We start from the raw sequence: 23,375 nt of genomic DNA on the forward strand, positions 1-23,375 counted from the left end.
TTCATTTCAAATCTGGTCACAACCCGTACAAAATTACAATAAACAACAATAAAACAGTCTCCAGCAATTCGTTTAAAGTTCCGTATATATCTCCCGTAAGTCCACCCAAGCGGCGGTTAATACGGTTTGCCGTGAAGGTTCCAACACCGTAAGCCAAGACCGGAATTAACACAAAGCCTATCGAGATTGGAAGGCTCTCAGAATATGAAAGGAACGTCTGTATGGTTGATCCTGCCAACGACAGATTCCCAGTATCCCTTGTTGCTGTAGCCAAACCTGCCAGAAGATATTGTCCTACGGCAGCACTCAAGGTCACTAATACAGCCCAGAATACGGCTAACCCTACGCGGCCACCACTCATATCAGCAAAACGCGCAGCCAGCCCATCATCATTACGGGCTTTAGGCCAGCGCTTCATTGCATGTACCATAAACCAGCGGCTCCAAACCATCGGAAGCAGCAGTAAGCCAGACACATTCCGTTCAACCAACACTGTATACAGCAAAGAAGCCTTGAGCATGAGTAGCAACACACAAGCAATAACGCCCATTGCTCCTACACGGCTATCCTTCATAATCTCCAGCATCCGCTCACGGGATCGGTAGCTGAACAAGGCATCAGCCGCATCCATCCACCCGTCCAAATGCAATCCGCCCGTCAACCAAACCCAGACAACAAGCGTAAGAATCGCACACGGCAACGGCGGCAACACCATAGAAGTAAGCGCCGCAAAGCCCAAGACAATGATGCCAATAACCACTCCGACCAGCGGATAATAACTTGCACTGCGTTTAAGCAAATCCGGGGAAAAATCCAATTCCGCCTTCACCGGAAGACGCGTTAAAAATTGAAAAGCCGCAGCAACAGCCTGACGTTCGCGGCTCATAGCTTATATTCCAACTGTTTGAGTTCTACGGGAATGCCCGCCGTCACCAAAAATACTTCATCACAAAGACGGGCAATCCGCTGATTCATAACCCCACTCAAATCCCGATACAGCCGACCAAGCGGATATTCGGGCACAATACCGTCACCAACCTCGTTGGTCACGATGACGAGCTGCCCCGGATACTGCTCCACAGCTGCCGCCAGTTCATTAATGGCAGCTCTGGACGCAGCTTCGCCGTCCTCGCCTGCGGCCAGCAGCACGTTCGACAGCCACAGGGTCAGGCAGTCGACTAGCACCGTAGGCGCGGGTGATGGCTGCGACGCTTGATCGCCGCCAAGCCGTCGCAGCAGCTCCGGCAGCGCCTGCGCTTCCTCCAGCGTCTGCCAGTCGTATCCGGCAGACTCGCGCTGGACCCGATGAAGGGCGATGCGCTCCTTCATCTCCATGTCATAGGCATGCGCCGTTGCAATGTAGCAGGCGCCAGGCGCGCGCGACATGCATAATCGCTCGGCAAAGCCGCTTTTCCCGCTGCGTGCCCCGCCGGTCACGAGCGCTTTCATCGCTGCGCGGCTCCCTGACCGTCCGATACGCCTGCATCGGCAAAGGTCGCCATTTCGCGCATAATGCGGCACGCCGCATCAATCAGGTGCAAGCTAAGCGCACCGCCTGTGCCCTCCCCGAGCCGCATGTCCAAATGAAGCATGGGCTCCAGCTTGAGCTGGCGGAGCACCGCCGCGTGCCCGCGCTCGTCCGAGGCGTGCGAAGCGAGCATGTACGCAGCGCTAGCAGGCGCAAGTGCACGCGCTGCGAGGGCGGCTGCGCCTGAAATAAAGCCGTCCAACACAACTGGACAGCGATGTGCGGCTGCCCCGAGGATGACTCCTGCCAAGGCGGCAATCTCTAGACCGCCGACCTTAGTGAGTACGTCGAACGCATCATTTGCATCTGGCTGGTTCACGTCCAATGCGCGGCAGACAACCGATATTTTACGGGTAAGCCCAGCCATATCTACACCCGTCCCCCGGCCTACGATAACTTCCGGCTCCAGTCCGGTGAGAGCACATACGACCGCAGCGCTGGCTGTCGTATTCCCGATGCCCAGCTCTCCGGTAACGAATAGCCGTGTGCCACCTTTGACCGCTTCTGCTACGGCTTCTGCTCCGGCCAAAACCGCCTGTTCCGCTTCTGTACGCAGCATCGCTGGCCCTTTAGCTATATTCGAAGTACCCATGCGTACCTTACGGTCCACCAGATTCGCGTGAGCGACATCCGCATTCACGCCAACATCTACCACCTTGACATCTGCGCCCGCATGGCGTGCCAGCACATTAATTGCCGCGCCACCTGACAGCATGTTATACAGCATTTGTTGTGTAACCTCAGCCGGAAAGGCACTGACTCCCTCTTCACACACCCCGTGATCCGCAGCCATGACCATAACCGTTTTACGATCAAATTCAGGCTTATCCACTCCTGTAATTCCTGCTAGCTGAATGGCCACACTTTCCAACTTTCCAAGACTTCCCGGTGGCTTTGTTAATTGGTCCAAATGAGCTGAAGCTGCCGAGGCCGCCACCCCATCCGGCTGGGCAATGCTATCGATCAGCTGACGCAGCTTGTTGTTCATAACTTCCACTCCCTGCTCTTTTTAAGTGTGTTTCATCGTTTATTTAATCTGCTGTATCCGAAGCACTCCTGCGCAGCAAGAGCTGCGGCACACCGCTATCGGGATGCGGAAGCATCACAGGCTCAACACCGTATACTCGTCGAATCCGATCCTCGGTTAATAACTTCGATGAAGCTCCCAATCCTTCAACCATTCCATCCTTGAGTACAAGCAAATCTTCGCAAAATTGGGCTGTCAAGTTAAGATCATGCAAGACCGCAATAATCGTCACACCCGTTTCTTGGCGCCAATCTGCCAGCAGTTCCATAAATTCAAGCTGATAGCGCAAGTCCAGATAGGTCGTAGGCTCGTCCAGCAGCAATATTCGTGGCTCCTGCACCATTACTTTTGCCAAAGCTACACGCTGTCGCTGTCCCCCACTCAAGCGGTCCAATGCTCTGTCCGCCAGCGTGGTAAGACCCAATCGCTCTAGCACGCGATCCGTGATCGCCTCCACATCAACACCCTTTTCCCTGCCTAGCCAGTCCTGATGAGGAAAACGTCCCATTTCTACGACTTCCCTGACGGTGTATCCCACTGGAGGAAGCCCTTCCTGTTGGAGTACGGCTATGAGTCGGGAAAGCTCTTTTCTGCTGTAGCTACCGACCTTTTTGCCATAGATATGAACGTTTCCCGAAGTTGGCTGATCTACACCGGAAAGCAAATGCAGCAAGGTGGATTTTCCACTGCCGTTCGGACCAATAATCCCCCACCAAGTTCCTTCGTCGACGCTCCAGCTTATATTCTTTAACGCATGGAACTCTCCATAGGCACGTGTTAGACCCGCTACCTCTAACGCCCGATCACGTACCTTCTGTGATTCACTTTGTTCTGTCACAGCATTTCCCCCCTGCGCAGCTTCTTGTTCCGGTACAGGAGATATGCGAAGAACGGTGCCCCAACAAAGGCCGTCATCACGCCCAGAGGAATTTCCGTGGGGGCTAACAACGTGCGAGCCGCCGTATCTGCCCAAGCCATAAAAATAGCTCCACCGAGCGCAGATAATGGAACAATCATCCGGTAATCAGGCCCTGTCACCAGACGAATGATATGCGGTACAACGAGTCCCACAAAGCCAATCACTCCACATACCGAGACAGCGGCTGCTGTCAGCAGCGTGGAAATGATCAGAACAGATAGCTTCGTCGCATCTACATGAACTCCCATGTGAGCCGCCTGACGTTCACCCAAAGCCAAAATATTCAGCACACGTGCCCGGTTCCATAGAAATACCAGTCCTATGACCACATAAGGTAAAAGGATTCCTGTATATGACCAACCGCGCAGGCTAAGACTTCCCATCGTCCAGTACAATATTTCATTGACCGTCTCCTTCGACATGGCTGTCAGAAAGGAAACAACCGCCCCCAGAAAGGATTGCATCACCACACCCGACAAAATGAGACTTTGTGTCGGAATTTTTCCACCTTCCCGTGCCAACGTCAGCACCATCCACAGCGTCAGCATTCCGGTCGTAAATGCCACTAGCGGCAGCGTCCATATGCCAACAAATGAAAATTGAAGGCCCCAATAAATCAGTACTGCCGCTCCTACCGAAGCCCCCGAGGATACCCCCAGTGTATACGGATCAGCCAAAGGATTACGCAGCACACCCTGAAATCCGGCTCCCGCCAGCGCCAGCGCTGCTCCTACCAACATTCCCAGTAACACTCGTGGCAATCTGACCTTCAAAATAATCTGCTCTGAGGATGTATTCCAATCCGGTGTAAACGTATCGCCTAACCATGGAAGGTGGTTAACCAGAATGCCCGTGATCTGGCTGACCGGAAGCTTGGCCGAGCCGATGCCAAGACAGAGCAATAGCGTCAGTAACAGCAGGACAAGACCTGTTCCTCCAAAGCCGATCAGTTTACGGTTCATTTGAAAATTTCAGGATACACGCCCTTGGCCACTTCCTTGAGACCTTCCGTTACACGTGGACCCGGACGACTGATCAAATTATCATCCACGGCAAACACCCGGTTGTGGCGAACAGCCGATATTTGATCCCATCCACTGCGAGCTTTAATAATTTCGCCGAGCGTTTGACCAGTTTTGTCGTCCTTGACACTTTTGCTGTACAAAATCACGTCAGGGTTCGCAGCAATAATATTTTCCTCACTAATTTGGTACCACCCCTTCTGCGTGGCGCCTACATTTTCGCCGCCCGCCAACGTAATCAGCTCGTCCATAAACTCGCCTTTACCAACTGTCCAGCCTGGTGAGAACTCGACGTATACCCGCAGCTTCTGCCCTTTACCGATATTTTTAATTCCTTCTTTCACTTCCGCTACATCTGCTCTCATCTTGTCGGTCACCGCTCTTGCTTCTTTCTGATGATCGGTGATTTTTCCATACAATTCGATGTTAGCCATGACATCTTCAACTGTCTTCGGTTCCGTTTTAAAAATCATAATTCCCATGTCGCGCAGCTTGGTCGTAGCCTGTTCACTAAGTGATATCCCTGCAAAAACGACTTCCGGGTTCGCAGCAATGATCGCCTCTTCGTTCGGTTTCATAATACCGCCCACTTTAGGCTTTTTCGTAGCTGCTTCCGGGTAATCAGAGTAGTCGGAGACGCCAACAATTTCCTTATCCAGCCCGATGGCGAACAGCGCCTCGGTTTCTGCCGGGGAGACGGAAACGATTTTATCCGGCGCTTTTTTGAATGTAAATTCCTGTCCTGTTGTATCCTTAACCGTGAGTGGGTAAACTGTTTTGCCCGGAGGCTCTTGTGCAGTTACGGTCTTTCCTGGCTGCTGTGAAGAAGTCTGATTCTCTTTATTTTCAGCATTTTTTCCATTAGTGCCACATGCACTCAGCACAACTGCCAAAATCAGAACCAATAGACCTGTTGTCCAAACCTTTATTTTTTTTCCTGCCATGATTTGCACCCCTTCATAAAAAAATCGTTAAGAGCGTTACTTGAGCATCATCAGATATCTTCTAAATCCAGCCTTCTTTTCCTATCAAAAAAAACCCCGCATCCTTATATCAGGACACAGGGGTCACGTTAGCGCAGATCGTGCGCAGGCGGCAGCTTCTTTCCGCACGGACAGTCACTGCGAACACGTCATCCTTTCCTCGAAGGATTATGGTGACAGGCGGACGGGCAGGTATCCTGACTTATGGTAAGATACATGTCCTGAAATTCCTTCATATGCTTAGTAGCACATAAAGCAGGACTAACGGGCATGTTTCCATTTACAGTGGCGGGACCGCGCCGGACTTACACCGACTTCCCTTTTAACAGCGCAGGCAAGGGAAACCATAGTTTCATCACACTGCGCCGACCTCGTCTGCTGGATATTTGATAAGTGGTAGTCAAGCCGTTCTTTTACTTGATGATTATAGGTTAAAAAGAGGCGGCTTACAACCCAAACAGCCTCTTTATCCGCAGGTGTCTAACCTAATGAGGAAGCATTTCTGCTATGTAATTGTGCCGTCCTGCCAGCCTCAATTGAATCCTAAATGCTTCTCCCGGCTTCGGATTCAAACTCCAAAAATCATGGCCCGGTATCAGCATGCAAGCTAACTGACGAATTACGCCACCATGCGTAACGACCAAAACAGAGGGTGGCGCAGCAGTCAAATCCATGGGTTGAACTTCCATAGCAACACGCCATTCATACAGAGAGTCAAGAAATTTCCGTAGACGATTCACAAAATCTGCCCAAGACTCTCCTCCAGGAGGGGTTATCCGTTGCGGCTCATCAATCCAAGCGCGATACAACGACACATCCTTGAGCATGTCATACGTTTTTCCATCCCACTCACCAAAATGAAGCTCTCGCAGACGTGGTTCCATCATAGGAGACATAGTAGATAGGGAACCTCCAGACGTCAATTCTGATTCCGGCACAATGATCTGCAAGGTCTGGCGACATCGCATTAAATCGCTGCAATAGATTCGAGCAAAGGACTGCCCTTGTAATTTTTCTTGCAAAGGCTTTAATTCCTGCTCTGCTCCCGGTAGCAAACCTAAGTCGGAGTGTCCCAGATATCGACGTTCCTTGTTCCATAAGGTTGTGCCGTGACGAACTAACACAAGTTCCATGTCCCAATGCAGATCTTCTTTAGCATCATACGGCACCTTATCCTCCTGTGAGTTCGGACTTTGTGAGTATTCTACTGTCCTTTTTGCTGCTATATCTTGTTTCAAGATCATGTCACTTCCTGCTCGATCATTATTCAGTGTGTCACTCCTCACCGCACCCATCCCAAGGCAAAACAACCTGCGGCTCCTAACAAACACAATCCTACAAACATACTGGACACGGCGAACATCAGCTGGATCGTATGCCGTATATCTTTCGACTCTAGCGGTCGTATCCAATCGCCCATGTATGCACGAAAGGAGCGCACGCCATGATACACATTATAGCCTCCAAGACGAATCCCCAGTGCACCGGCAACAGCCGATTCCGGGAAGCCACTGTTCGGGCTTGGGTGCAGACGAGCGTCTCGCTTGACTGTGCGCCAGCTTCTTGCAGCATCTCGCTTGTACATCCACGCCGCTACCACAAGCATTGCCGCTGTCAGGCGTGCCGGAATGTAGTTAGCGACATCATCCAGACGTGCTGAAGCCCAGCCTAAATGCAGATACTTTTCATTTTTGTAGCCAACCATGGAATCGAGCGTATTCACAGCACGATAAGCCAGCGCCAAGGGTGCTCCCCCGATCAAGGCATAAAAAAGCGGGGAAATAATCGCGTCCACGATATTTTCAGCGACCGTTTCGACGGTACCGCGTACAATCTCAGGCTCATCAAGCTGTTGCGTATCCCGCCCAACTATCATGCCCAGCTCCCGCCGTGCCGCAGCCAGGTCATCCGCCTGCAACGCTCGGTATACTGCCATTCCTGCGTCCTTTAGTCCTTTGGAAGCAATCGTGGTCGCAATCAGCACCATTTCTACGCCGACAGACAACCACGGATGAATCCAGGCAAGCAAGTGCAATAGCGCCCAGGCGAGCGTAAAGGAGCCTCCCGCCACAATGAGTGGAAGCAGTATACCCGCACGTTTCAACCCCCGGTCACTTCGGGCCTGGCGGCGAATCGCTTTTTCCAATGCTGAAATGGCATGTCCCATACCGATGACTGGATGTGGCAACCACCTCGGGTCACCGATCAGCCTGTCCAAAAGATAGGCTGCCAGGATAATCAAGCTAACTGTCACGCCGCTGCTCCTCCTCCAGCACTTCACCCAATACAGACAGCAGCCTGTCGTTGGCTTCTGCATCCTTGACCGCAATTCGAAAATGGCTCGTCGTCAGTCCCGGATACATAGCACAGCTACGTATAAGAATTCCGCGTTGTCCAAGCGCCTGCTGAATCGCCGATGCGCTCCACGTACCCGGCGCCCTTGCCAGCACGTAATTGGCTTCGCCGGGAACAACACCGCAGCCCCATTCCGCCAAGGCGGTCAACAGGCGGTTGCGCTCCGTAGCAATCAGCTCCTGTGTTTGGTGCTCATATGCTTGCCCACTTCTCAAACACGCTTCCCCAGCCAGCAACGCCAATCCATTCACACTCCAGGTCACCTGTTTGGCCGTCATTCGCCGGATATAGTCTGGATGAGCAATCGCATAGCCCAATCGCAAGCCAGGAATGGCATAAAATTTGGTCATTGACCGGATCAAAATCACATGAGGATAACGATCCAGCACAGGCAGTAGTGAGATTCGCCGTTCCAGCGGGATAAAATCAATGAATGCTTCATCCACCACCAGCACGGTACCCGTTTTGCCAGCCGCTTCTGCCAGTTCGCACAGCTCCTGCTTACCATATTGCACACCGTTTGGATTATTCGGCTGCCCAAGAAACAAAACATCTACCTGCTCCATGAGCTGAAGGATGTCCTCCACGTCCGCCTTCCATTGAAGCGAGGCCTTCCCGTACACCCGGTTGACCTCAGCTCCGAATTTGCCAGCCAGCTCCGCATATTCTGAAAAACACGGCTCCACTGTACCCACACGCTTAGGAGCCAGTCCCAATAGCAGGAGCGCCATACTTTCAGCCGCTCCGTTTCCGATACTTAACGACTCCGGTGGAACATGCAGTCGCCGTGCTAGCATATTTTTAAAATTCCGATGCCCAGGGTCTGGATAGCGAATCACAGTGTCAAATGAGTGTTGCAGCGCCTCAAGCACCTCCGGCGGTGGACCAAGCGGATTAATATTTGCACTAAAATCTACAAAATCAGCAGCAGCCCCGCCGAATGTCGCCGCAGCTGTTTCCCTGTCACCGCCATGACCGTAAACCTCTATCATTACCTCTCATCCTTTCCGGCCGTTCCCAATCATTTAGCTCCATTATGAGGCTGCTTTTTGCGTCCCGTCAATGCAAATGAGCTTTTGTACATGGCTCACTTGGGTTACAATAGAAGGAGGCACACATAAATTACACAGTTTATATACGGAGGAATGGACATGCTGTTCATCGACAACCAGGGGATACACGATCCAGCCATTAATCTTGCCATTGAGGAATACGCGCTCAAGCATCTACCGCTGGACGACAGCTATTTGCTGTTTTACATTAATCAGCCTTCTATTATTATAGGCAAGCATCAAAATACCATTGAAGAAATCAATGCCGAGTTTGTCAGAGATAACAATATTCAAGTCGTTCGTCGCCTGTCCGGCGGCGGTGCTGTATATCATGACCTCGGTAATTTAAATTTCAGCTTTATTACCAAGGATAACGGGGAGTCCTTTCATAATTTCCTCAAATTTACGCAACCTGTTATTGATGCCCTGCGCCAAATGGGAGTAGAAGCTGAAATGACAGGCCGCAACGATCTGCAGGTCGGAGAACGTAAAATTTCAGGAAACGCCCAATTTGCCACACGCGGACGGATGTTCAGCCACGGTACATTGATGTTTAACCTGAATCTGGACAATGTGGCTGCATCGTTGCATGCCAATCCCGAAAAATTCAAATCCAAAAGCACTAAATCCGTCCGCAGTCGCGTGGCTAACATCAGCGAACTGATGGACCGTGAGATGACCATAGAGCAATTTCGCGAGGAACTGCTGCGTTTCATATTCGGTGCAGAATTGGATCAGGTACCTCAATATAAGCTCACCGATACCGATTGGGCCAAAATCCATGAAATATCCAAAGAACGCTACCAATCGTGGGATTGGAACTACGGTCTGTCCCCCGAGAGCAATATCAAGCACACACGTAAATTTCCGGTCGGCATTATTGATATCCGCATGGATCTTAAGGAAGGCTATATCCGTGATATTAAAATCTATGGGGATTTCTTCGGCGTGGGTGACGTTGCTGATATTGAAAATATCCTGCGTGGCAAGCGCTATGATGAAGGTGAGGTACGTCAAGCCTTATCCTCTCTCGATTTGAAGCACTATTTTGGTAATATCGAGCTGGACGATTTTGTTGGACTTGTATTTTTGGAAGACTAACCGTTACTTTTTCCCATCGTTTCAAGCCAATACTTCAGTGGTTATAAGGGGACAGGCTCTTATAGGGGCCGTCCCCTTTTCATTGCGATATTGTCATTTTGAATATTATAAGATACAATTTTAACATTGCCCCATGATAGAGATAAAGGAGAGAATACCGATATGTATAAATTAATTGCCATTGATATTGATGATACACTCATTAACGACCAGAAGGAAGTTACACCGGCGACACAACAGGCATTAGAAGCTGCTGTAGCGAAAGGTGTGGTGGTTACCCTCGCTACTGGACGAGCTTATGCCTCCGCACACAAAATTGCTCGACAAACTGGTTTGAACGTGCCAATCATTACGTACCAAGGAGCTTTGGTTAAAAACCTGCTGGACGAAAACGTGCTGTATGAGCGTTATGTTCCACTCGTGGCTGCACGTCGCCTGTATGAATTCTGCGTAGAACGCAATCTGCATCTGCAAACGTATATAGATGACAAATTGTACACACGTGAAGATAATCAGAAAATCAAAGATTACACAGAACTGAACAACACGGAATATTTTGTAGAGCCTGTATTCAGTAAAGTTATAGAGCAGCCGGCTCCTAAACTGCTGATCATCGACGAGCCGGAAGTGTTGGATGAATTAATTCCTGAACTTCGCGAACTGCTTGGCAATGAAGTTCACATTACAAAATCCAAGCCTCATTTTCTGGAAATTATGCATCATGAAGGCACCAAGGGCCATGCGCTTACCTTCCTTGCAAACCATTTTGGCTGTGAACTGTCGGAAACGATTGCTATCGGTGACTCTTGGAACGACCATGAAATGCTTGAATGCGCTGGTCTCGGCATAGCGATGGAGAATGCCATTCCTGATTTGAAAAAGCTGGCTGATTACATCACTCGTAGCAATAACGAAGACGGTGTTAAGCACGCCATCGACAAATTCGTACTCAATGTTGAATAAGCAAAAAGTGCCTGCTCCCATAATACTTAAATAAAGTAATACAACAACAAAGCCTCCAAACGTCGCATGATCAGTAACATACGACAGTTTGGAGGCCTTTTCTGTCAGATCATATAATAACCTGACCGCTATAAAATATCAGGCAGCAGAACGTACCTTGCGCCTGTTCACCAGACGGATAATTCCATTGTTCATAAGGATTAGTCCGGTCACAATGAGCAGCACCCCAGCCAGCATCCACCAGCTTACATGCTCTCCATACAACAACGCTCCCAAGCCCACCGCAATCGGCGGTGATATATACAGCCACGTCGTCGGAAACAGGGGATTTGTACGCTCCATGAGCCAGTAGAACAGTGTATGTGCAATCATTGAACCAAACAGGATCAGATAAAGTAAAGACCCCATGGCAGGAAGGTACTGCCACCCCTCAGAACTCCACGGTTCCGTGATCGCAGACAGTAACAGCAGCATCCATCCCCCATGGATCATTTGCGCCGCATTCAGGGCAATTGGGTTCGTTTCACGAAATACATCCATCACTCGCTTGGAATAAAGAGCTCCCCCGGAATAACACAGCTCCCCCAGCAAAATGACAAGGCATCCCGCCAGCCACAGACCACTGATCTGAACCGCCAATCCGGGCAGCACAACCAGTACCACACCAAGAAAGCTGATCATGCAGCCAACGACCGTAATCCGTGACGTTTTTTGCCGTAGCAGTACAGATTGCAAAATGACGATCATCATCGGCCCGGTAGCTGACAAAATAGCTCCGATCCCCGAGCTGACATATTGCTCTGCCCAATACAAGGCTGAAAATGTACCGAAGGTCGTTCCTGCTCCAATCAGCAACATTTCCTTACGCCATAATAACGACCATCGTACTTTTCCGGTTAGCTTCATAGCAATGAACAATATCGCCCCTGCCGCGAAAAAACGTACACCTGCCGATAGGAATGGTGGAAGTCCGGCTTCCACTCCCACTTTTATGGCCAAAAACGTTGTGCCAAAAATAATACACATTACTGTAAACGCGATACCTATCATGATACGTCCCTCTCCCTTCAGTTGCTTTTAAGCATACAGGGGGACGAACAGAACAGATGTATAACTACAGAACAGTTGTATACGTTTTTAAAGTGCTATATAGTACAATACACAGAAAGGAGCGTGGACAGCATGGGTAAGAACAACAGCGAACTACTCTTTCCAGCCGATCATGCCTTAAAGCTGTATGAGCAGGTTATCCATTATGTAACTGTGCGGATTGATCGCGGGGATTGGCAAACAGACATGAAGCTGCCGTCCGTACGAAGCTTGGCTCAGGAGCTGGGTGTACATCGGCTAACTGTTTTCCGGGCATATCAGGAGTTGAAGCAACGGGGACTGGTCTATGTAAAAGACAAATCAGGATATTACGTTCATGCTTCCCAAGCGACTGGGCATGCAAAATATGCTGGCTACTCGGGACATTCGTCCATTGACCTCACGATTCACTCCGAATCTGCCCATGCGGCAGATGATCCGTCAGTTTCAGCCTGGAGAGGAATGGATGGACTTAGCCGCGTTCAATCGGTAAATGCGAATTTCCAGTTTTCCAAAGCGCTGATTGACCCCTCTCTCCTGCCCAACCGATTTTGGGGAGAGCTGATGATGCAGGTATTTGAAAAGCATCCAAAAGTAGCGGCCACCTATTCCGCTGTACAGGGCGATGCCGAGCTTCGGGAGGCCATGGCGCAGCATTTTAGCGTGGATAAGCATTTTGCTTTATCACCGGATGAAGTGCTGATTACCTCTGGAGCACAGCAAGCCATTGATTTAATTGCCCGATCTCTGCTCCGTACAGGAGACCGTGTATTGATCGAACGCCCTGCCTATGGCCCCGCTATGGAAATATTCCGTAGACTAGGCGCACGTCTGACTATGACTGATATTCGACCAGAAGGTTATGATATGGACCAGATTGAGTGGTGCATGAAAACGGAAAAACCACGCCTCTTTTATATGAATCCAACATTCCACAACCCGACGGGCTTTACGGTCCCCGATGAGCAGCGCAAACGACTGCCTGAACTAGCCGAGCGCTATGGCTGCCTTATTGTTGAGGATGACAGCACCTATGACATTAGCTTTGGGCAAAAGCCCCCTTCTCCGATTTTCGCCTATGATGTTTCGGGAAGCGTCGTCTACATTCGAAGTTACAGTAAATATGTCGCACCCGGTCTACGAATCGCAGCCGTGACCTGCCGACCACAGCTCATGAACAGCCTGCTGAACGTCAAAGCGTTAGTGGACAATGGATCGCCACTGCTGAATCAAAAGCTGTTTTTAGAATACTTTCAATCTCCACGTATGCAGCAGCATATTAAAAAGCTATGTATCGCGCTCCAGATTCGTAAGGAAACGATGGAAGACAGTCTCCGCGACTCCGGTTGGACGTGGACCAGCCCGGCAGGGGGACTCAACCTGTGGCTCCAGCTGCCTTCTACGTTGAAACCTAATGAATTACTTGCCAAAGGTATACAAGAGTCCGTATCCTTTGTCACCGGCAATGTGTTTGATCCCATCGGCGCAGAGGGTAAAACGCATATACGGCTGTCTTATTCATACGCCAACGAGCTACAAATCAAAGAAGGAATCTCCACACTTCTACGTATCAGTCGAACGATGTAAAGGTAAAGGGCACCTTTATTCTAACGGCAAACTCATGCCGGTGTGTGCCAAGCTAATCCCTTCCAGAAGCCCATAGTTGCGTGTGACATCCACATCATGGGACATATGTGTAAATACCGTGCTTTCAGGCTTAAGCCTTCCTATAAGCTCCTGAGCCTCCAGCATGTCATATACGGAACGGGTGGCATACTCGGCCTCCTCATGATAAAAACTCGTTCCCAGGACGAGCAAATTCAGATTGTGCAAGGGCAGAATTTCCGCCTCATTCAAGCCAATCGAATCCGAACAGTAAGTCCACGAGAAGCCGTCCTTTTCCAGACGATAAGCGTAGGCATATCCGTTCTTCCCGTGATTCACACGCCATCCCCGGATATTCCATCCGCCAAGTTGGGCTCCCTGGTCTACTGGAATAAGATCCAAGTTTCCAGAGAGCCAGGAAAATTGACGCAAGATCGTGTCAATCACTTCCTGTGGCGCGTACAAGCGACCTCTGTTCCCAGTCCAGCGACAGGCATCTGCCCATTCTGGTAATCCTCCAATATGGTCAAAATGTGCATGTGTCACAAGGATCGTAGGGATAAAACGCAGACCGCGCAATTCTAGCTGTCTGCGCCAGTCCGGGCCACAATCAATCATAAAGTCCTCCGTCTCGCTTTCGATCAGCACAGACGATCTCAATCTTACATTCGCCCCTGTCGTGCGAGCTTCTGTGCATACGAGACAATCACAATATACACGCGGAACCCCCATTGCATCCCCCGTGCCAAGAAAAATAAGCCGATTCATGGTTTAACTCCTATCTATATGGGTCTTTTTACTACTATTATAACGAACAGACCGATTCTACGTAAATCATCTGCGTAAATCCTTCCAGCGTCCAACGCCAAAAGGAGCATGCCCAAAGCCGTGAAATCCGGCTAGACATCCCCTCATGCATGATCGTATTTATTTTTAGATGATGATAGGCATTGGATCTTCCTTCAGGCGGTTTTCCACCATCCAGCTGGACTGGTCATTATAGAGATAGGCTCGATGCACCAACACTCGCACCTGCTGACCAGGTTCCAGCGTAGACTTCTCCAGTGAGCGGTATGTCATGAGACGATGATCCCCGACCTGTACTTCAACCATCCACTCACTTCCACGAAAATGCAAATGCTTCACTATGCCTTCCTCGGTCGCCGACAGAAGCGTAAATTCCTCGCTTGGCCCGACATCAATATACTCCGGACGGATCAAGGCACGTGTTCCCACTCCAGCAGCTTCTTCGAAGCCTCTAAGACTGCCTGCCTGTTCAATCACTGTAGATTCCCCAATAAAGGAAGCCACGAACGGGGTACCCGGTTTTTTATAAATATCCCAAGGCGTTCCTTTCTGCTCCAGTCGTCCCTGATTAATCACCATAATTTCATCCGCTACTTCAATCGCCTCATCCTGATCATGGGTGACAAAAATTGAAGTAATGCCCACCCGCTCAATCAACTCTCGCAGCCAGGTGCGCAACTCCTGACGAATCTTGGCATCAATAGCCGCAAAAGGCTCATCCAGCAGCAACAGTTGAGGCTCTGGTGCCAAAGCACGCGCAAAAGCAACCCGCTGTCGTTGTCCACCTGACAACTGATGCGGATAACGATGCTCAAAACCTTTGAGCCCCGTTAGTTCGACCAACTCTGTGACCCGTTCCTTGATGCGGGTTTTGGAGCTTTTTTTCACTTTCAGGCCAAAGGCAATATTGTCGTAGACGCTCATGTGCTTGAACAAAGCATAGTTTTGAAATACAAATCCGATTCCACGTTCCTGCGGGGACAGCTCGTTTACCCTTTTTCCATGAAAATGAATTTCTCCCGCATCCGGTTGCTCCAGACCCGCCAAAATGCGAAGAATGGAAGTTTTCCCCCCACCACTTGGACCGAGTAAGCCAATAAGATGGCCCGCCTGAATATCAAAAGATACGTCCTTTACTGCATGAAAATTACCGAAATGCTTGTTTAATCCTCTTACTTCCACATGCATATCCGTACACTTCCTTTCCGCTTCTGGACCTGTTCAGGAACAGCAGCAGCCTTGCTTCCCGCAAAGCACGTACCTCATTTGAAATCATTTAATTATTCCAATGTATATACTATGTTTTTTCTTATGTGATACTTTATCAAAGGAAAGTAATTTTCGTCAACTATATATTATATTAGGAATTAAAAGGGTAAAGTATTAAGAAGAAAGGAGATGGAGTCATTGCTGCATACTTTAGAATTATCCACTACACGGCGAGATGAAATGCGCGATATTACACGAGAGGTTGCTTCATTGATTGAAAAAAGCGGGGTACAACAAGGAACCGCACTTGTTTATTGTCCACACACGACAGCCGGCATCGCCATTAATGAAAATGCAGACCCAGATGTCAAACATGATGTGATGTTAAGACTAGATGAAGTTTATCCGTGGGAGCATCCCCAATATCGCCATATGGAGGGAAATACAGCGTCCCACTTAAAATCCATTACGACAGGCCCCTCACAAACAATCATCATCCATGATGGAAAGCTGTTGCTCGGACGATGGCAGGGACTTTATTTTTGTGAATTCGACGGACCACGCAGACGCCAATACCATGTAAAGATCATGGAGGGCTAAAGGACCGGGTAAAAAAAACAGACCATGATGTTTTCCTACTGGATGCATCATCGTCTGTTAAATCCTTAGTCGCTTTCGCAAAGTACCGTAATGATAAGTTACCGTCATGAAGTGCATACACCCAGAAAAGCGCCCTACATGTTCATGGCTGAAGCGTGTGAATGCAGGTACGCTCATAGGTGTCTGCACAGCAGCTTTACATGTGCTAAAGCAGCGGGCCTAATTTCTTCAAATGTTAAACCGTCCTGAATATAAAAGGATACAAAGCCATGCATGGATAAAAACAGGCTTTTCGGTACCCTTGAGCAATCTTCCTCCGAGTGCCCCTGACCACTCAATTCTTGACGGATCATAGACGCAAATAGTTCCACACAACGGTTTTGCTCTGTGCGACAGTATGCAAATAGTTCTTCATCGTGCATCATAAACATAATTTCGTACTGATATGGATTTTCCAAACCAAAACGGATAAATTCCAGCATCAAGTACTCCAGTCTGCTCAAGCCATCATCAGACGTACCTGTTGCTGCTTGCAGTAGAATCCCACGCAATGTATTAAAATCTTCAATCACAATGGCATAGAACAGTTCAGCCTTCTCTTTAAAATGATAATATAACGAACCATGACTGTAACCCAGATGCTGGCCAATGCTGCGCATTGAAATCGCACGGTAGCCCTTGGTAATAAACAAGTGCCTGGCCGCTTCCAGAATCCGCCCTCTTGACAACTCCTGTTCTACTGCTCTTCTAGCCATATTATTTATTCCCCTTCAATAAAGTAAAGCTGCTCTCCCTCCGACACAAGCGATTGCCCCTGCGTCAAGTCTGTTATCCAGTTGCTGAAGGATTCCGCATCACCAGCCAGCGGCAGACAGGTTAAGGTAACTTTATCCGTAAACATTGTTTCTCCAGTGCGGATGCTGCGATTGCGTAATTCATTTTCCACTTTGCCCAACCAGGTATAATCCAATTCTACAAAAACTTCGCGATGCAGCACACGCGTAATTGCATCCCCTGCCTCGATTGCTGCAACAGCACCATCTGAATATGCGCGAATCAGACCGCCTGCTCCCAGCAAAATCCCACCAAAGTAACGGGTAACAACAATAGCGACATTTTTCAGCTTCTGGTTGCGGATCACCTCCAAAATAGGCTTTCCAGCCGTACCACTCGGTTCTCCGTCATCCGATTGCTTTTGGATTTCGTCTCTTTCCCCAATCATGTAAGCAGAACAATTATGGGTAGCGTTCCAATGCTCTTTTTTGATACGTTCTATGAAAGCAGTTGCTTCTTCCTCAGTTTGAACAGGCTGAATATGACCGATAAAACGGGATTTTCGGATCACAATTTCCTTGTTTCCGGCACCGCGTACGGTTCGGTATTGTTCCAACATACACGTATAACCTTCCTTACTTCATTTTACAAGAAAGCAGTCCCCCGCTTCTGGCAGCTGGTGAACTGCTTTCCTGTACTTTAATTGATGCTATACACTATAACACTTCTGACCGAAATCCTGTTTCGCATCAGAGATTACAGCACTCTTATTCAGACAATCTCGCTTCAAGCTCAGCTTTTTCTTTTTCGAAGCCTGGTTTGCCGAGCAGCGCAAACATGTTCTTCTTGTAAGCTTCTACGCCCGGTTGATCGAACGGATTTACGCCCAACAGGTAGCCGCTGATGCCGCAAGCTTTTTCGAAGAAATAAGCAAGATAGCCGAAAGAGTAAGGGCTCAAGTCAGGAATATTTACAATCAGGTTCGGTACTTGTCCGTCTGTGTGAGCCAGCAATGTACCTTGGAATGCTTTTTTGTTTACAAAATCCACAGTTTTGCCTGCCAGGAAATTCAGTCCGTCCAGATCATCCTCATCTGCTTCGATGGTGATGTGACTAGGTACATTTTCAACTTGGATTACCGTTTCGAAAATGTTGCGGCTGCCTTCCTGAATGAATTGTCCCATGGAGTGCAGGTCTGTCGAGAAATCAACAGAAGCAGGATAAATGCCTTTGTAATCCTTGCCTTCGCTTTCTCCGTACAACTGTTTCCACCACTCGGATACAAAATGAAGAGACGGCTCGTAGTTTACGAGAATTTCAATTGCTTTACCTTTGCGGTACAAAGCGTTACGAACGGCTGCATATTGATAAGCCTCGTTCTCAGCTACATTCGGGTTGCTGTACTCTTTGGAAGCGTCTGCCGCCCCCTGCATCATTTCCTCGATGTTAATGCCTGCAGTAGCAATCGGCAACAAGCCTACTGCTGTCAGCACGGAATAACGACCACCCACATCATCAGGAATAATGAAGGATTCGTAGCCTTCCTCGTTAGCCAGTTTTTTCAAAGCACCACGTTCTTTATCCGTCGTTGCATAAATACGCTTGCGTGCTTCTTCTTTACCGTATTTTTTCTCCAGAGCTGCACGGAATACGCGGAATGCGATAGCTGGCTCTGTTGTCGTACCTGATTTAGAAATGACGTTCACTGAGAAGTCTTTTCCTTCAATCAGTTCCAACAGATGATTTACATATGTAGAGCTGATGTTGTTGCCTGCAAAATAGATAGCTGGACCCTTGCGTTGATCTTTAGGCAGCGCATTGTAGAAAGAATGCGACAGCATTTCGATCGCAGCACGTGCTCCAAGGTAAGAACCGCCGATACCGATTACGATCAGTACTTCGGAATCGCTTTGAATTTTAGCAGCAGCCTTTTGGATGCGCGCAAACTCTTCTTTATCATAATTAGTAGGCAGGTCAATCCAACCCAAGAAATCGGAACCTACACCGGTTTGGTTGTGCAGTTGCTCATGAGCCAACTTGATAGGCTCTGCAAAATAATCAATTTCGTGCTGACCTACAAAGGAGAGTGCTTTAGTGTAATCAAAAATAACTTTTTTAGACATGTTTGGAACCTCCTGTTTGGTATTACTAAGACCATGAATACGAACATAAGGACTTAGGAATAGGATACTTTAATTTGCTGGGCCTGACAAGCTTGCGTTACCTGTGTATCCTGTGCTTGACAGCCCTTCTTGTAGATAGGGTAGCATGCCCATGCTACAATTAACTGAGATCAACCTGTTTCAATATTCAATTCAAGCCGAACTCGCAATCTGCATCGGACGGCAACTTCCAACAAGAAAGGTGATTAGCAATGAAAAACATCGGATTTATCGGACTGGGCACCATGGGCGCCCCGATGGCATCCAATCTGCTAAAGCAGGGATTCGGAGTCACAGTTTATAATCGTACCGCTTCGCGCTGCGAACCACTGGCAGAGCAAGGCGCACGTACAGCTTCAACTCCTCGTGAAGCAGCTGAAGGTCAGCACTTGGTCATTACCATGGTCAGCGATGATCACTCCATTCGTGACATCTATTACGGCGAAGACGGCGTGTTTGCCGGTCTTACGGCTGGCATGACTGTGATGGACAACAGCACGATTTCACCTGAGCTGGTCAAACAACTAGCCGCCGAAGCGGACAAGCTGGGCTGTTCCTTCATTGATGCACCCGTAACAGGCAGTAAGCCCGCCGCTGTAGACGGCACACTCGTGTTCATGGTTGGCGGTGATGCAGAAGCCATTGCGGCACAATCAGATGTTTTTGATACGTTGGGCAAAAAGGTACTTCATATGGGACCTAATGGCAGCGGAGCCGTAGCCAAGCTCGCTCATAATACGATGGTTGGTATTCATAACCTCGCTCTGGCTGAAGGCTTTGCTATCGCGGCTAAATCCGGTATCCCGGCAGACAGCTTCCTTGAATTGGTACAACTCGGATCGGCAGGCAGCAAGGCCGCTGACCTGAAAGGGCGCAAAATCATTGAACATGATTTTAGCAACCAGTTCTCACTTGCCTTGATGCTTAAGGACTTGAAGCTTGCTTCCTCACTAACAGACAGCCTGTCCATCCCTGCACCTATGTTATCCATTGCCAAAAGCCTGTTTCAAGCCGGGCAAACGCAAGGCTACGGCGACGAGGATCTATCCGCTGTCGTGAAGACATACGAAGCATGGATTGGCCGCACCATTGGTGGTCAACCTCTCGAATAAGCTGTACCTTTCTTTGTAACCATACGGCTGTGCTTGTGTACATATGGCATAGCTTTAGGGTAAGCACACTTGGCTTGAAAGCTGAGTGTGCTTACCCGTTTTGGCTTATTATTCGGGATAAGAACAACAATAATCAGTTACACTTCGTACTTCCAGCTTAAATGATGACTTTGCAGGTACGTGAAAGGTTGCCGCCCCTTGTATTTCCAGCCATTCTTCAGTACCTGGAAGCAACACTCTCAAATCCCCTGCCAAAATCTCCATGATCTCACGGGAATCCGTGCCGAACTCATACGTTCCTGGCAGCATAATACCCAGTGTAACCTTACTGCCGTCACCCAGGATGACTGTACGGCTTGTAACCTGACCATCGTAATAAACGTTTGCTTTTTTAACTACGCTTACTCCATCAAACTGTGTCATTCGTTATCCCCTCATCTGCTCTCAATGGTTGAATGAATATTTGTGCATCATAACATAGATTTGATTCCAGCTTCAGTATGAAAATACACACTGTATCACCGTATGCTATACACTGGAATTCAATAGTGATTTTTTTGCAAAACATCAACTGTATGAAACAAACAGCCGTAAGCCTTTCTCAGGTTACGACTGTCTGTTTTAGATGCTCCAGTGTTTTATTTCAACAAAGCTTTCACACGGCTAACAACATTCTCTACCGTAAAGCCGTATTCCTTAATCACGCGGTCGCCAGGTGCGGATGCGCCGAATGTGCTGATACCGAGAATGTCGCCTTGGTCGCCAACATATTTTTCCCAGCCCAGTGGATACGCCATTTCTACAGCCAAACGAGCTTTCACTTCTGGCAGCAGAACGGAATCTTTGTATGCTTTGTCTTGTTTTTCGAACAGATCCCAGCTTGGGAAGCTGATAACACGTACTTGAATACCTTGTTCTGCCAGTGCTTCCTGAGCTTTAACAGCCAATTGTACTTCGGAGCCCGTAGCCAGAATTTGAGCAACCGGTTTGCCGTCTGCTGCATCTGCAACCACATAAGCACCGCGTTTGATACCTTCGCGTGCATGCTCAGCACTAGTAGCCAGGATTGGCAGGTTTTGACGAGTCAATACCAGAGCAACCGGGTTTTTCTTGTTTTCCAGCGTGTAAGCCCAAGCAGCAGAAGTTTCGTTACCGTCCGCCGGACGAATTACTGTCAGGTTCGGGATAATACGCAGGGAAGCCAATTGTTCGATCGGCTCATGAGTCGGACCATCTTCACCCACAGCAATACTGTCGTGAGTCAAAACGTAGGTTACAGGCAATCCCATCAGAGCTGCCAGACGAACGGCTGGACGCAGATAGTCTGTAAATACGAAGAATGTACCGCCGAATACTTTTACACCTTGGTGCAACGCCATACCGTTCATCGCAGCAGCCATACCAAATTCGCGGATACCGAAATAGATGTTACGGCCGGCGTAGTCTTCTGGCGTAAAGTTCGTCAGGTTGTTCAAATGTGTCATCGTGGAGCTCTCCAGATCGGCAGATCCGCCTGTCAGGAAAGGTACGTTTGGAGCCAATCCGTTCAGAGCATTACCAGATGCTACACGAGTCGAAACGGCTTTGTCTCCAGTCGTGTATTTCGGAAGATCACGATCCCATCCTTCTGGAAGATCGCCGTTTACAGCTGTTTCGAACTGCGCTGCCAAATCAGGGTGAGCAGCTTTGTATTTCGCGAACTGTTCATCCCATGCTTTGTTCGCCGCGATACCGCGCTCTTTTACTTTAGCAAATTGCTCGCGAACCTCTTGTGGTACGTGGAAGTCCTCTTCGTATACCCATTTGTAGAAATCTTTAGTCAGCTTGGCTTCTTCTGATCCCAGCGGGGAACCATGAGTACCACCGTGTCCGCCTTTACCTTGTTTGTTCGGGCTTCCGTAGCCGATGACTGTTTTCACTTCAATCAGCGTAGGGCGTGTCGAGTCGCCTTGCGCTTCTTCAATGGCTTTTTGGATGGCTGGAAGGTCGTTACCATCTTCTACGCGCAGTACTTGCCAGTTGTAAGCTTCAAAGCGTTTGGCAACACTTTCGGAAGAGGACAGGTTAAGCTTGCCGTCCAGTGTAATATCATTGGAATCAAACAATACAATCAGCTTACCCAGTTGTAAGCGACCAGCCAGCGAAGCAGCCTCGTGGGAAATACCTTCCATCAGATCGCCATCGCCGCAGATCGCATATGTGAAGTGATCTACAACTTTAAATTCGTCTTTATTATATGTTGCACCCAGTTGAGCTTCAGCCATTGCCATACCTACGGACATTGCGAGACCTTGTCCCAGAGGTCCAGTTGTAGCATCTACACCAGCAGTGTGCCCAAACTCAGGGTGTCCCGGTGTAAGGCTGCCCCATTGACGGAATTGTTTCAGTTCTTCCATAGGAAGATCATAGCCGCTCAGGTGCAGAAGGCTGTATAGCAACATGGAACCGTGTCCTGCGGACAATACAAAACGGTCACGGTTAACCCATGTAGGTTGATCGGGATTATGATTCATCGTTTTAGCAAAAAGTTGGTATCCCATTGGCGCGGAGCCCATCGGCATCCCAGGATGTCCCGAGTTTGCTTTCTCGATGGCGTCAATTGCCAACGTACGAATAGTTGTGATGGACAAATTGTCGATCGTGGAGTTTTCATCCTTTTGAATCGCTTGGTTCTGGTCAGTCATGGTTTGCCTCCTCATATTGTATAAAGTATGTCAATTGCATTCGGTCATACTCTCCAACATCACCGTCCGATATAGAAACGATGTCTATTGAAGTGAGTGAATCTGCTTGAATGTTTCAATATGACTTATACATTCTTAAGTATTGTACCATCTGCCGTGAAAGTTTGCCAGATCGTTTATAAAGATGATTGTGGAAATGTAGTACCGAGTCCTCATATAAATATACCCGTAATGTATTAACCTCATTTAAAAAATTATAAAATCACAAAAAAATATTATGTACTGACTGTTTATTAAGGCGAGTAACTCACATGAGGATTTTGCAAAATCCTTACATAAAAAAACAAAGCCCGTTATACAGCGGGCTTTGTTCAACAAAAAAT

22 protein-coding genes and 1 riboswitch are annotated in these 23,375 nt (G+C 48.6%); of the genes, 5 read left to right on the forward strand and 17 right to left on the reverse strand.

Annotation, left to right across the window (positions count from 1 at the left end):
* Positions 1-16: 16 nt before the first annotated feature.
* From cobS to cobD, 9 genes are all read right to left on the reverse strand, one after another.
* Positions 17-886 carry an adenosylcobinamide-GDP ribazoletransferase gene (cobS, locus tag MKX30_RS14555; RefSeq protein WP_341062936.1) on the reverse strand — a complete coding sequence of 290 codons (870 nt, stop codon included), beginning with the start codon at positions 884-886 and terminating at the stop codon, positions 17-19.
* The gene (cobU, locus tag MKX30_RS14560) at positions 883-1,449 is read right to left on the reverse strand and encodes a bifunctional adenosylcobinamide kinase/adenosylcobinamide-phosphate guanylyltransferase (RefSeq protein WP_341062937.1); all 567 of its coding nucleotides are present in this window, start codon (positions 1,447-1,449) and stop codon (positions 883-885) included. The genes cobS and cobU overlap by 4 nt, the downstream gene beginning before the upstream one ends.
* Positions 1,446-2,516 (reverse strand): nicotinate-nucleotide--dimethylbenzimidazole phosphoribosyltransferase, encoded by a 1,071-nt coding sequence (cobT, locus tag MKX30_RS14565; RefSeq protein WP_076264351.1) that lies wholly within the window; start codon positions 2,514-2,516, stop codon positions 1,446-1,448. Before cobT ends, cobU begins: the two co-directional genes overlap by 4 nt.
* A 43-nt stretch (positions 2,517-2,559) precedes the next feature.
* Positions 2,560-3,393: an ABC transporter ATP-binding protein gene (locus MKX30_RS14570; protein ID WP_053324912.1), complete on the reverse strand. Its 834-nt coding sequence runs from the start codon at positions 3,391-3,393 to the stop codon at positions 2,560-2,562.
* A complete protein-coding gene (locus tag MKX30_RS14575; RefSeq protein ID WP_209941360.1) occupies positions 3,390-4,436 on the reverse strand; it encodes a FecCD family ABC transporter permease in 1,047 nt (348 codons plus the stop codon). The genes MKX30_RS14570 and MKX30_RS14575 overlap by 4 nt, the downstream gene beginning before the upstream one ends.
* The gene (locus tag MKX30_RS14580) at positions 4,433-5,440 is read right to left on the reverse strand and encodes an ABC transporter substrate-binding protein (protein WP_338533386.1); all 1,008 of its coding nucleotides are present in this window, start codon (positions 5,438-5,440) and stop codon (positions 4,433-4,435) included. Before MKX30_RS14580 ends, MKX30_RS14575 begins: the two co-directional genes overlap by 4 nt.
* 209 nt (positions 5,441-5,649) lie before the next feature.
* Positions 5,650-5,843: riboswitch (cobalamin riboswitch) on the reverse strand.
* Positions 5,844-5,964: 121 nt separating this feature from the next.
* Positions 5,965-6,723: a histidine phosphatase family protein gene (locus MKX30_RS14585; RefSeq protein WP_445671561.1), complete on the reverse strand. Its 759-nt coding sequence runs from the start codon at positions 6,721-6,723 to the stop codon at positions 5,965-5,967.
* Positions 6,724-6,761: 38 nt separating this feature from the next.
* Positions 6,762-7,733, reverse strand: coding sequence for an adenosylcobinamide-phosphate synthase CbiB (gene cbiB, locus MKX30_RS14590; RefSeq protein WP_209941358.1), 972 nt, complete (start codon positions 7,731-7,733; stop codon positions 6,762-6,764).
* Positions 7,723-8,826: a threonine-phosphate decarboxylase CobD gene (gene cobD / locus MKX30_RS14595; RefSeq protein WP_053324909.1), complete on the reverse strand. Its 1,104-nt coding sequence runs from the start codon at positions 8,824-8,826 to the stop codon at positions 7,723-7,725. Before cobD ends, cbiB begins: the two co-directional genes overlap by 11 nt.
* 159 nt (positions 8,827-8,985) lie before the next feature.
* Here cobD and MKX30_RS14600 point away from each other — a divergent pair, with 159 nt between their 5' ends.
* Both MKX30_RS14600 and MKX30_RS14605 read left to right on the forward strand, forming a co-directional pair.
* A complete protein-coding gene (locus MKX30_RS14600; protein ID WP_023987643.1) occupies positions 8,986-9,987 on the forward strand; it encodes a lipoate--protein ligase in 1,002 nt (333 codons plus the stop codon).
* A 162-nt stretch (positions 9,988-10,149) separates the two neighbouring features.
* Positions 10,150-10,950 (forward strand): Cof-type HAD-IIB family hydrolase, encoded by an 801-nt coding sequence (locus MKX30_RS14605; RefSeq protein ID WP_023987642.1) that lies wholly within the window; start codon positions 10,150-10,152, stop codon positions 10,948-10,950.
* Positions 10,951-11,088: 138 nt separating this feature from the next.
* Here MKX30_RS14605 and MKX30_RS14610 read toward each other — a convergent pair whose 3' ends face one another.
* Positions 11,089-12,000 carry a DMT family transporter gene (locus MKX30_RS14610; protein WP_023987641.1) on the reverse strand — a complete coding sequence of 304 codons (912 nt, stop codon included), beginning with the start codon at positions 11,998-12,000 and terminating at the stop codon, positions 11,089-11,091.
* Between the two features lie 132 nt (positions 12,001-12,132).
* Here MKX30_RS14610 and MKX30_RS14615 point away from each other — a divergent pair, with 132 nt between their 5' ends.
* Positions 12,133-13,626, forward strand: coding sequence for an aminotransferase-like domain-containing protein (locus MKX30_RS14615; RefSeq protein WP_023987640.1), 1,494 nt, complete (start codon positions 12,133-12,135; stop codon positions 13,624-13,626).
* Positions 13,627-13,641: 15 nt separating this feature from the next.
* On the opposite strand, the gene MKX30_RS14620 is transcribed toward MKX30_RS14615, so the two are convergent.
* Both MKX30_RS14620 and MKX30_RS14625 read right to left on the reverse strand, forming a co-directional pair.
* Positions 13,642-14,412 (reverse strand): MBL fold metallo-hydrolase, encoded by a 771-nt coding sequence (locus MKX30_RS14620; protein ID WP_341062938.1) that lies wholly within the window; start codon positions 14,410-14,412, stop codon positions 13,642-13,644.
* A 165-nt stretch (positions 14,413-14,577) separates the two neighbouring features.
* The gene (locus tag MKX30_RS14625; RefSeq protein ID WP_023987638.1) at positions 14,578-15,639 is read right to left on the reverse strand and encodes a sulfate/molybdate ABC transporter ATP-binding protein; all 1,062 of its coding nucleotides are present in this window, start codon (positions 15,637-15,639) and stop codon (positions 14,578-14,580) included.
* A 219-nt stretch (positions 15,640-15,858) separates the two neighbouring features.
* Here MKX30_RS14625 and MKX30_RS14630 point away from each other — a divergent pair, with 219 nt between their 5' ends.
* Positions 15,859-16,260: a secondary thiamine-phosphate synthase enzyme YjbQ gene (locus MKX30_RS14630; protein ID WP_023987637.1), complete on the forward strand. Its 402-nt coding sequence runs from the start codon at positions 15,859-15,861 to the stop codon at positions 16,258-16,260.
* Positions 16,261-16,433: 173 nt separating this feature from the next.
* On the opposite strand, the gene MKX30_RS14635 is transcribed toward MKX30_RS14630, so the two are convergent.
* The 3 genes from MKX30_RS14635 to MKX30_RS14645 form a co-directional block, all read right to left on the reverse strand.
* A complete protein-coding gene (locus tag MKX30_RS14635) occupies positions 16,434-17,015 on the reverse strand; it encodes a TetR/AcrR family transcriptional regulator (protein WP_023987636.1) in 582 nt (193 codons plus the stop codon).
* A 5-nt stretch (positions 17,016-17,020) separates the two neighbouring features.
* Positions 17,021-17,653: a YigZ family protein gene (locus tag MKX30_RS14640; protein WP_023987635.1), complete on the reverse strand. Its 633-nt coding sequence runs from the start codon at positions 17,651-17,653 to the stop codon at positions 17,021-17,023.
* A 148-nt stretch (positions 17,654-17,801) separates the two neighbouring features.
* Entirely contained in the window at positions 17,802-19,157 is a 1,356-nt protein-coding gene (locus MKX30_RS14645) for a glucose-6-phosphate isomerase (RefSeq protein WP_013369975.1), read from the reverse strand.
* Between the two features lie 251 nt (positions 19,158-19,408).
* On the opposite strand from MKX30_RS14645, the gene MKX30_RS14650 reads away from it, so the two are divergent.
* Entirely contained in the window at positions 19,409-20,308 is a 900-nt protein-coding gene (locus tag MKX30_RS14650) for an NAD(P)-dependent oxidoreductase (RefSeq protein ID WP_028543020.1), read from the forward strand.
* A gap of 108 nt (positions 20,309-20,416) precedes the next feature.
* Here MKX30_RS14650 and ppnP read toward each other — a convergent pair whose 3' ends face one another.
* Entirely contained in the window at positions 20,417-20,731 is a 315-nt protein-coding gene (gene ppnP / locus MKX30_RS14655; RefSeq protein WP_023987633.1) for a pyrimidine/purine nucleoside phosphorylase, read from the reverse strand.
* Positions 20,732-20,946: 215 nt separating this feature from the next.
* Positions 20,947-22,992, reverse strand: a complete 2,046-nt coding sequence (gene tkt, locus MKX30_RS14660; RefSeq protein ID WP_341062939.1) for a transketolase — start codon at positions 22,990-22,992, stop codon at positions 20,947-20,949.
* Between the last annotated feature and the right edge of the window lie 383 nt (positions 22,993-23,375).

This window comes from Paenibacillus sp. FSL P2-0173, assembly GCF_038008045.1.
GTDB lineage: Bacteria > Bacillota > Bacilli > Paenibacillales > Paenibacillaceae > Paenibacillus > Paenibacillus polymyxa_B.

Coding starts and splice junctions, on each gene's coding strand:
- MKX30_RS14575 (WP_209941360.1), bottom strand. CDS start 4,436: ATGAACCGTAAACTGATCGGCTTTGGAGGAACAGGTCTTGTCCTGCTG.
- MKX30_RS14640 (WP_023987635.1), bottom strand. CDS start 17,653: ATGTTGGAACAATACCGAACCGTACGCGGTGCCGGAAACAAGGAAATT.
- MKX30_RS14580 (WP_338533386.1), bottom strand. CDS start 5,440: ATGGCAGGAAAAAAAATAAAGGTTTGGACAACAGGTCTATTGGTTCTG.
- cobU (WP_341062937.1), bottom strand. CDS start 1,449: ATGAAAGCGCTCGTGACCGGCGGGGCACGCAGCGGGAAAAGCGGCTTT.
- cobD (WP_053324909.1), bottom strand. CDS start 8,826: ATGATAGAGGTTTACGGTCATGGCGGTGACAGGGAAACAGCTGCGGCG.
- MKX30_RS14625 (WP_023987638.1), bottom strand. CDS start 15,639: ATGCATGTGGAAGTAAGAGGATTAAACAAGCATTTCGGTAATTTTCAT.
- MKX30_RS14610 (WP_023987641.1), bottom strand. CDS start 12,000: ATGATAGGTATCGCGTTTACAGTAATGTGTATTATTTTTGGCACAACG.
- MKX30_RS14620 (WP_341062938.1), bottom strand. CDS start 14,412: ATGAATCGGCTTATTTTTCTTGGCACGGGGGATGCAATGGGGGTTCCG.
- MKX30_RS14650 (WP_028543020.1), top strand. CDS start 19,409: ATGAAAAACATCGGATTTATCGGACTGGGCACCATGGGCGCCCCGATG.
- tkt (WP_341062939.1), bottom strand. CDS start 22,992: ATGACTGACCAGAACCAAGCGATTCAAAAGGATGAAAACTCCACGATC.
- cobT (WP_076264351.1), bottom strand. CDS start 2,516: ATGAACAACAAGCTGCGTCAGCTGATCGATAGCATTGCCCAGCCGGAT.
- ppnP (WP_023987633.1), bottom strand. CDS start 20,731: ATGACACAGTTTGATGGAGTAAGCGTAGTTAAAAAAGCAAACGTTTAT.
- MKX30_RS14585 (WP_445671561.1), bottom strand. CDS start 6,723: ATGATCTTGAAACAAGATATAGCAGCAAAAAGGACAGTAGAATACTCA.
- MKX30_RS14615 (WP_023987640.1), top strand. CDS start 12,133: ATGGGTAAGAACAACAGCGAACTACTCTTTCCAGCCGATCATGCCTTA.
- MKX30_RS14635 (WP_023987636.1), bottom strand. CDS start 17,015: ATGGCTAGAAGAGCAGTAGAACAGGAGTTGTCAAGAGGGCGGATTCTG.
- MKX30_RS14600 (WP_023987643.1), top strand. CDS start 8,986: ATGCTGTTCATCGACAACCAGGGGATACACGATCCAGCCATTAATCTT.
- MKX30_RS14645 (WP_013369975.1), bottom strand. CDS start 19,157: ATGTCTAAAAAAGTTATTTTTGATTACACTAAAGCACTCTCCTTTGTA.
- cobS (WP_341062936.1), bottom strand. CDS start 886: ATGAGCCGCGAACGTCAGGCTGTTGCTGCGGCTTTTCAATTTTTAACG.
- MKX30_RS14605 (WP_023987642.1), top strand. CDS start 10,150: ATGTATAAATTAATTGCCATTGATATTGATGATACACTCATTAACGAC.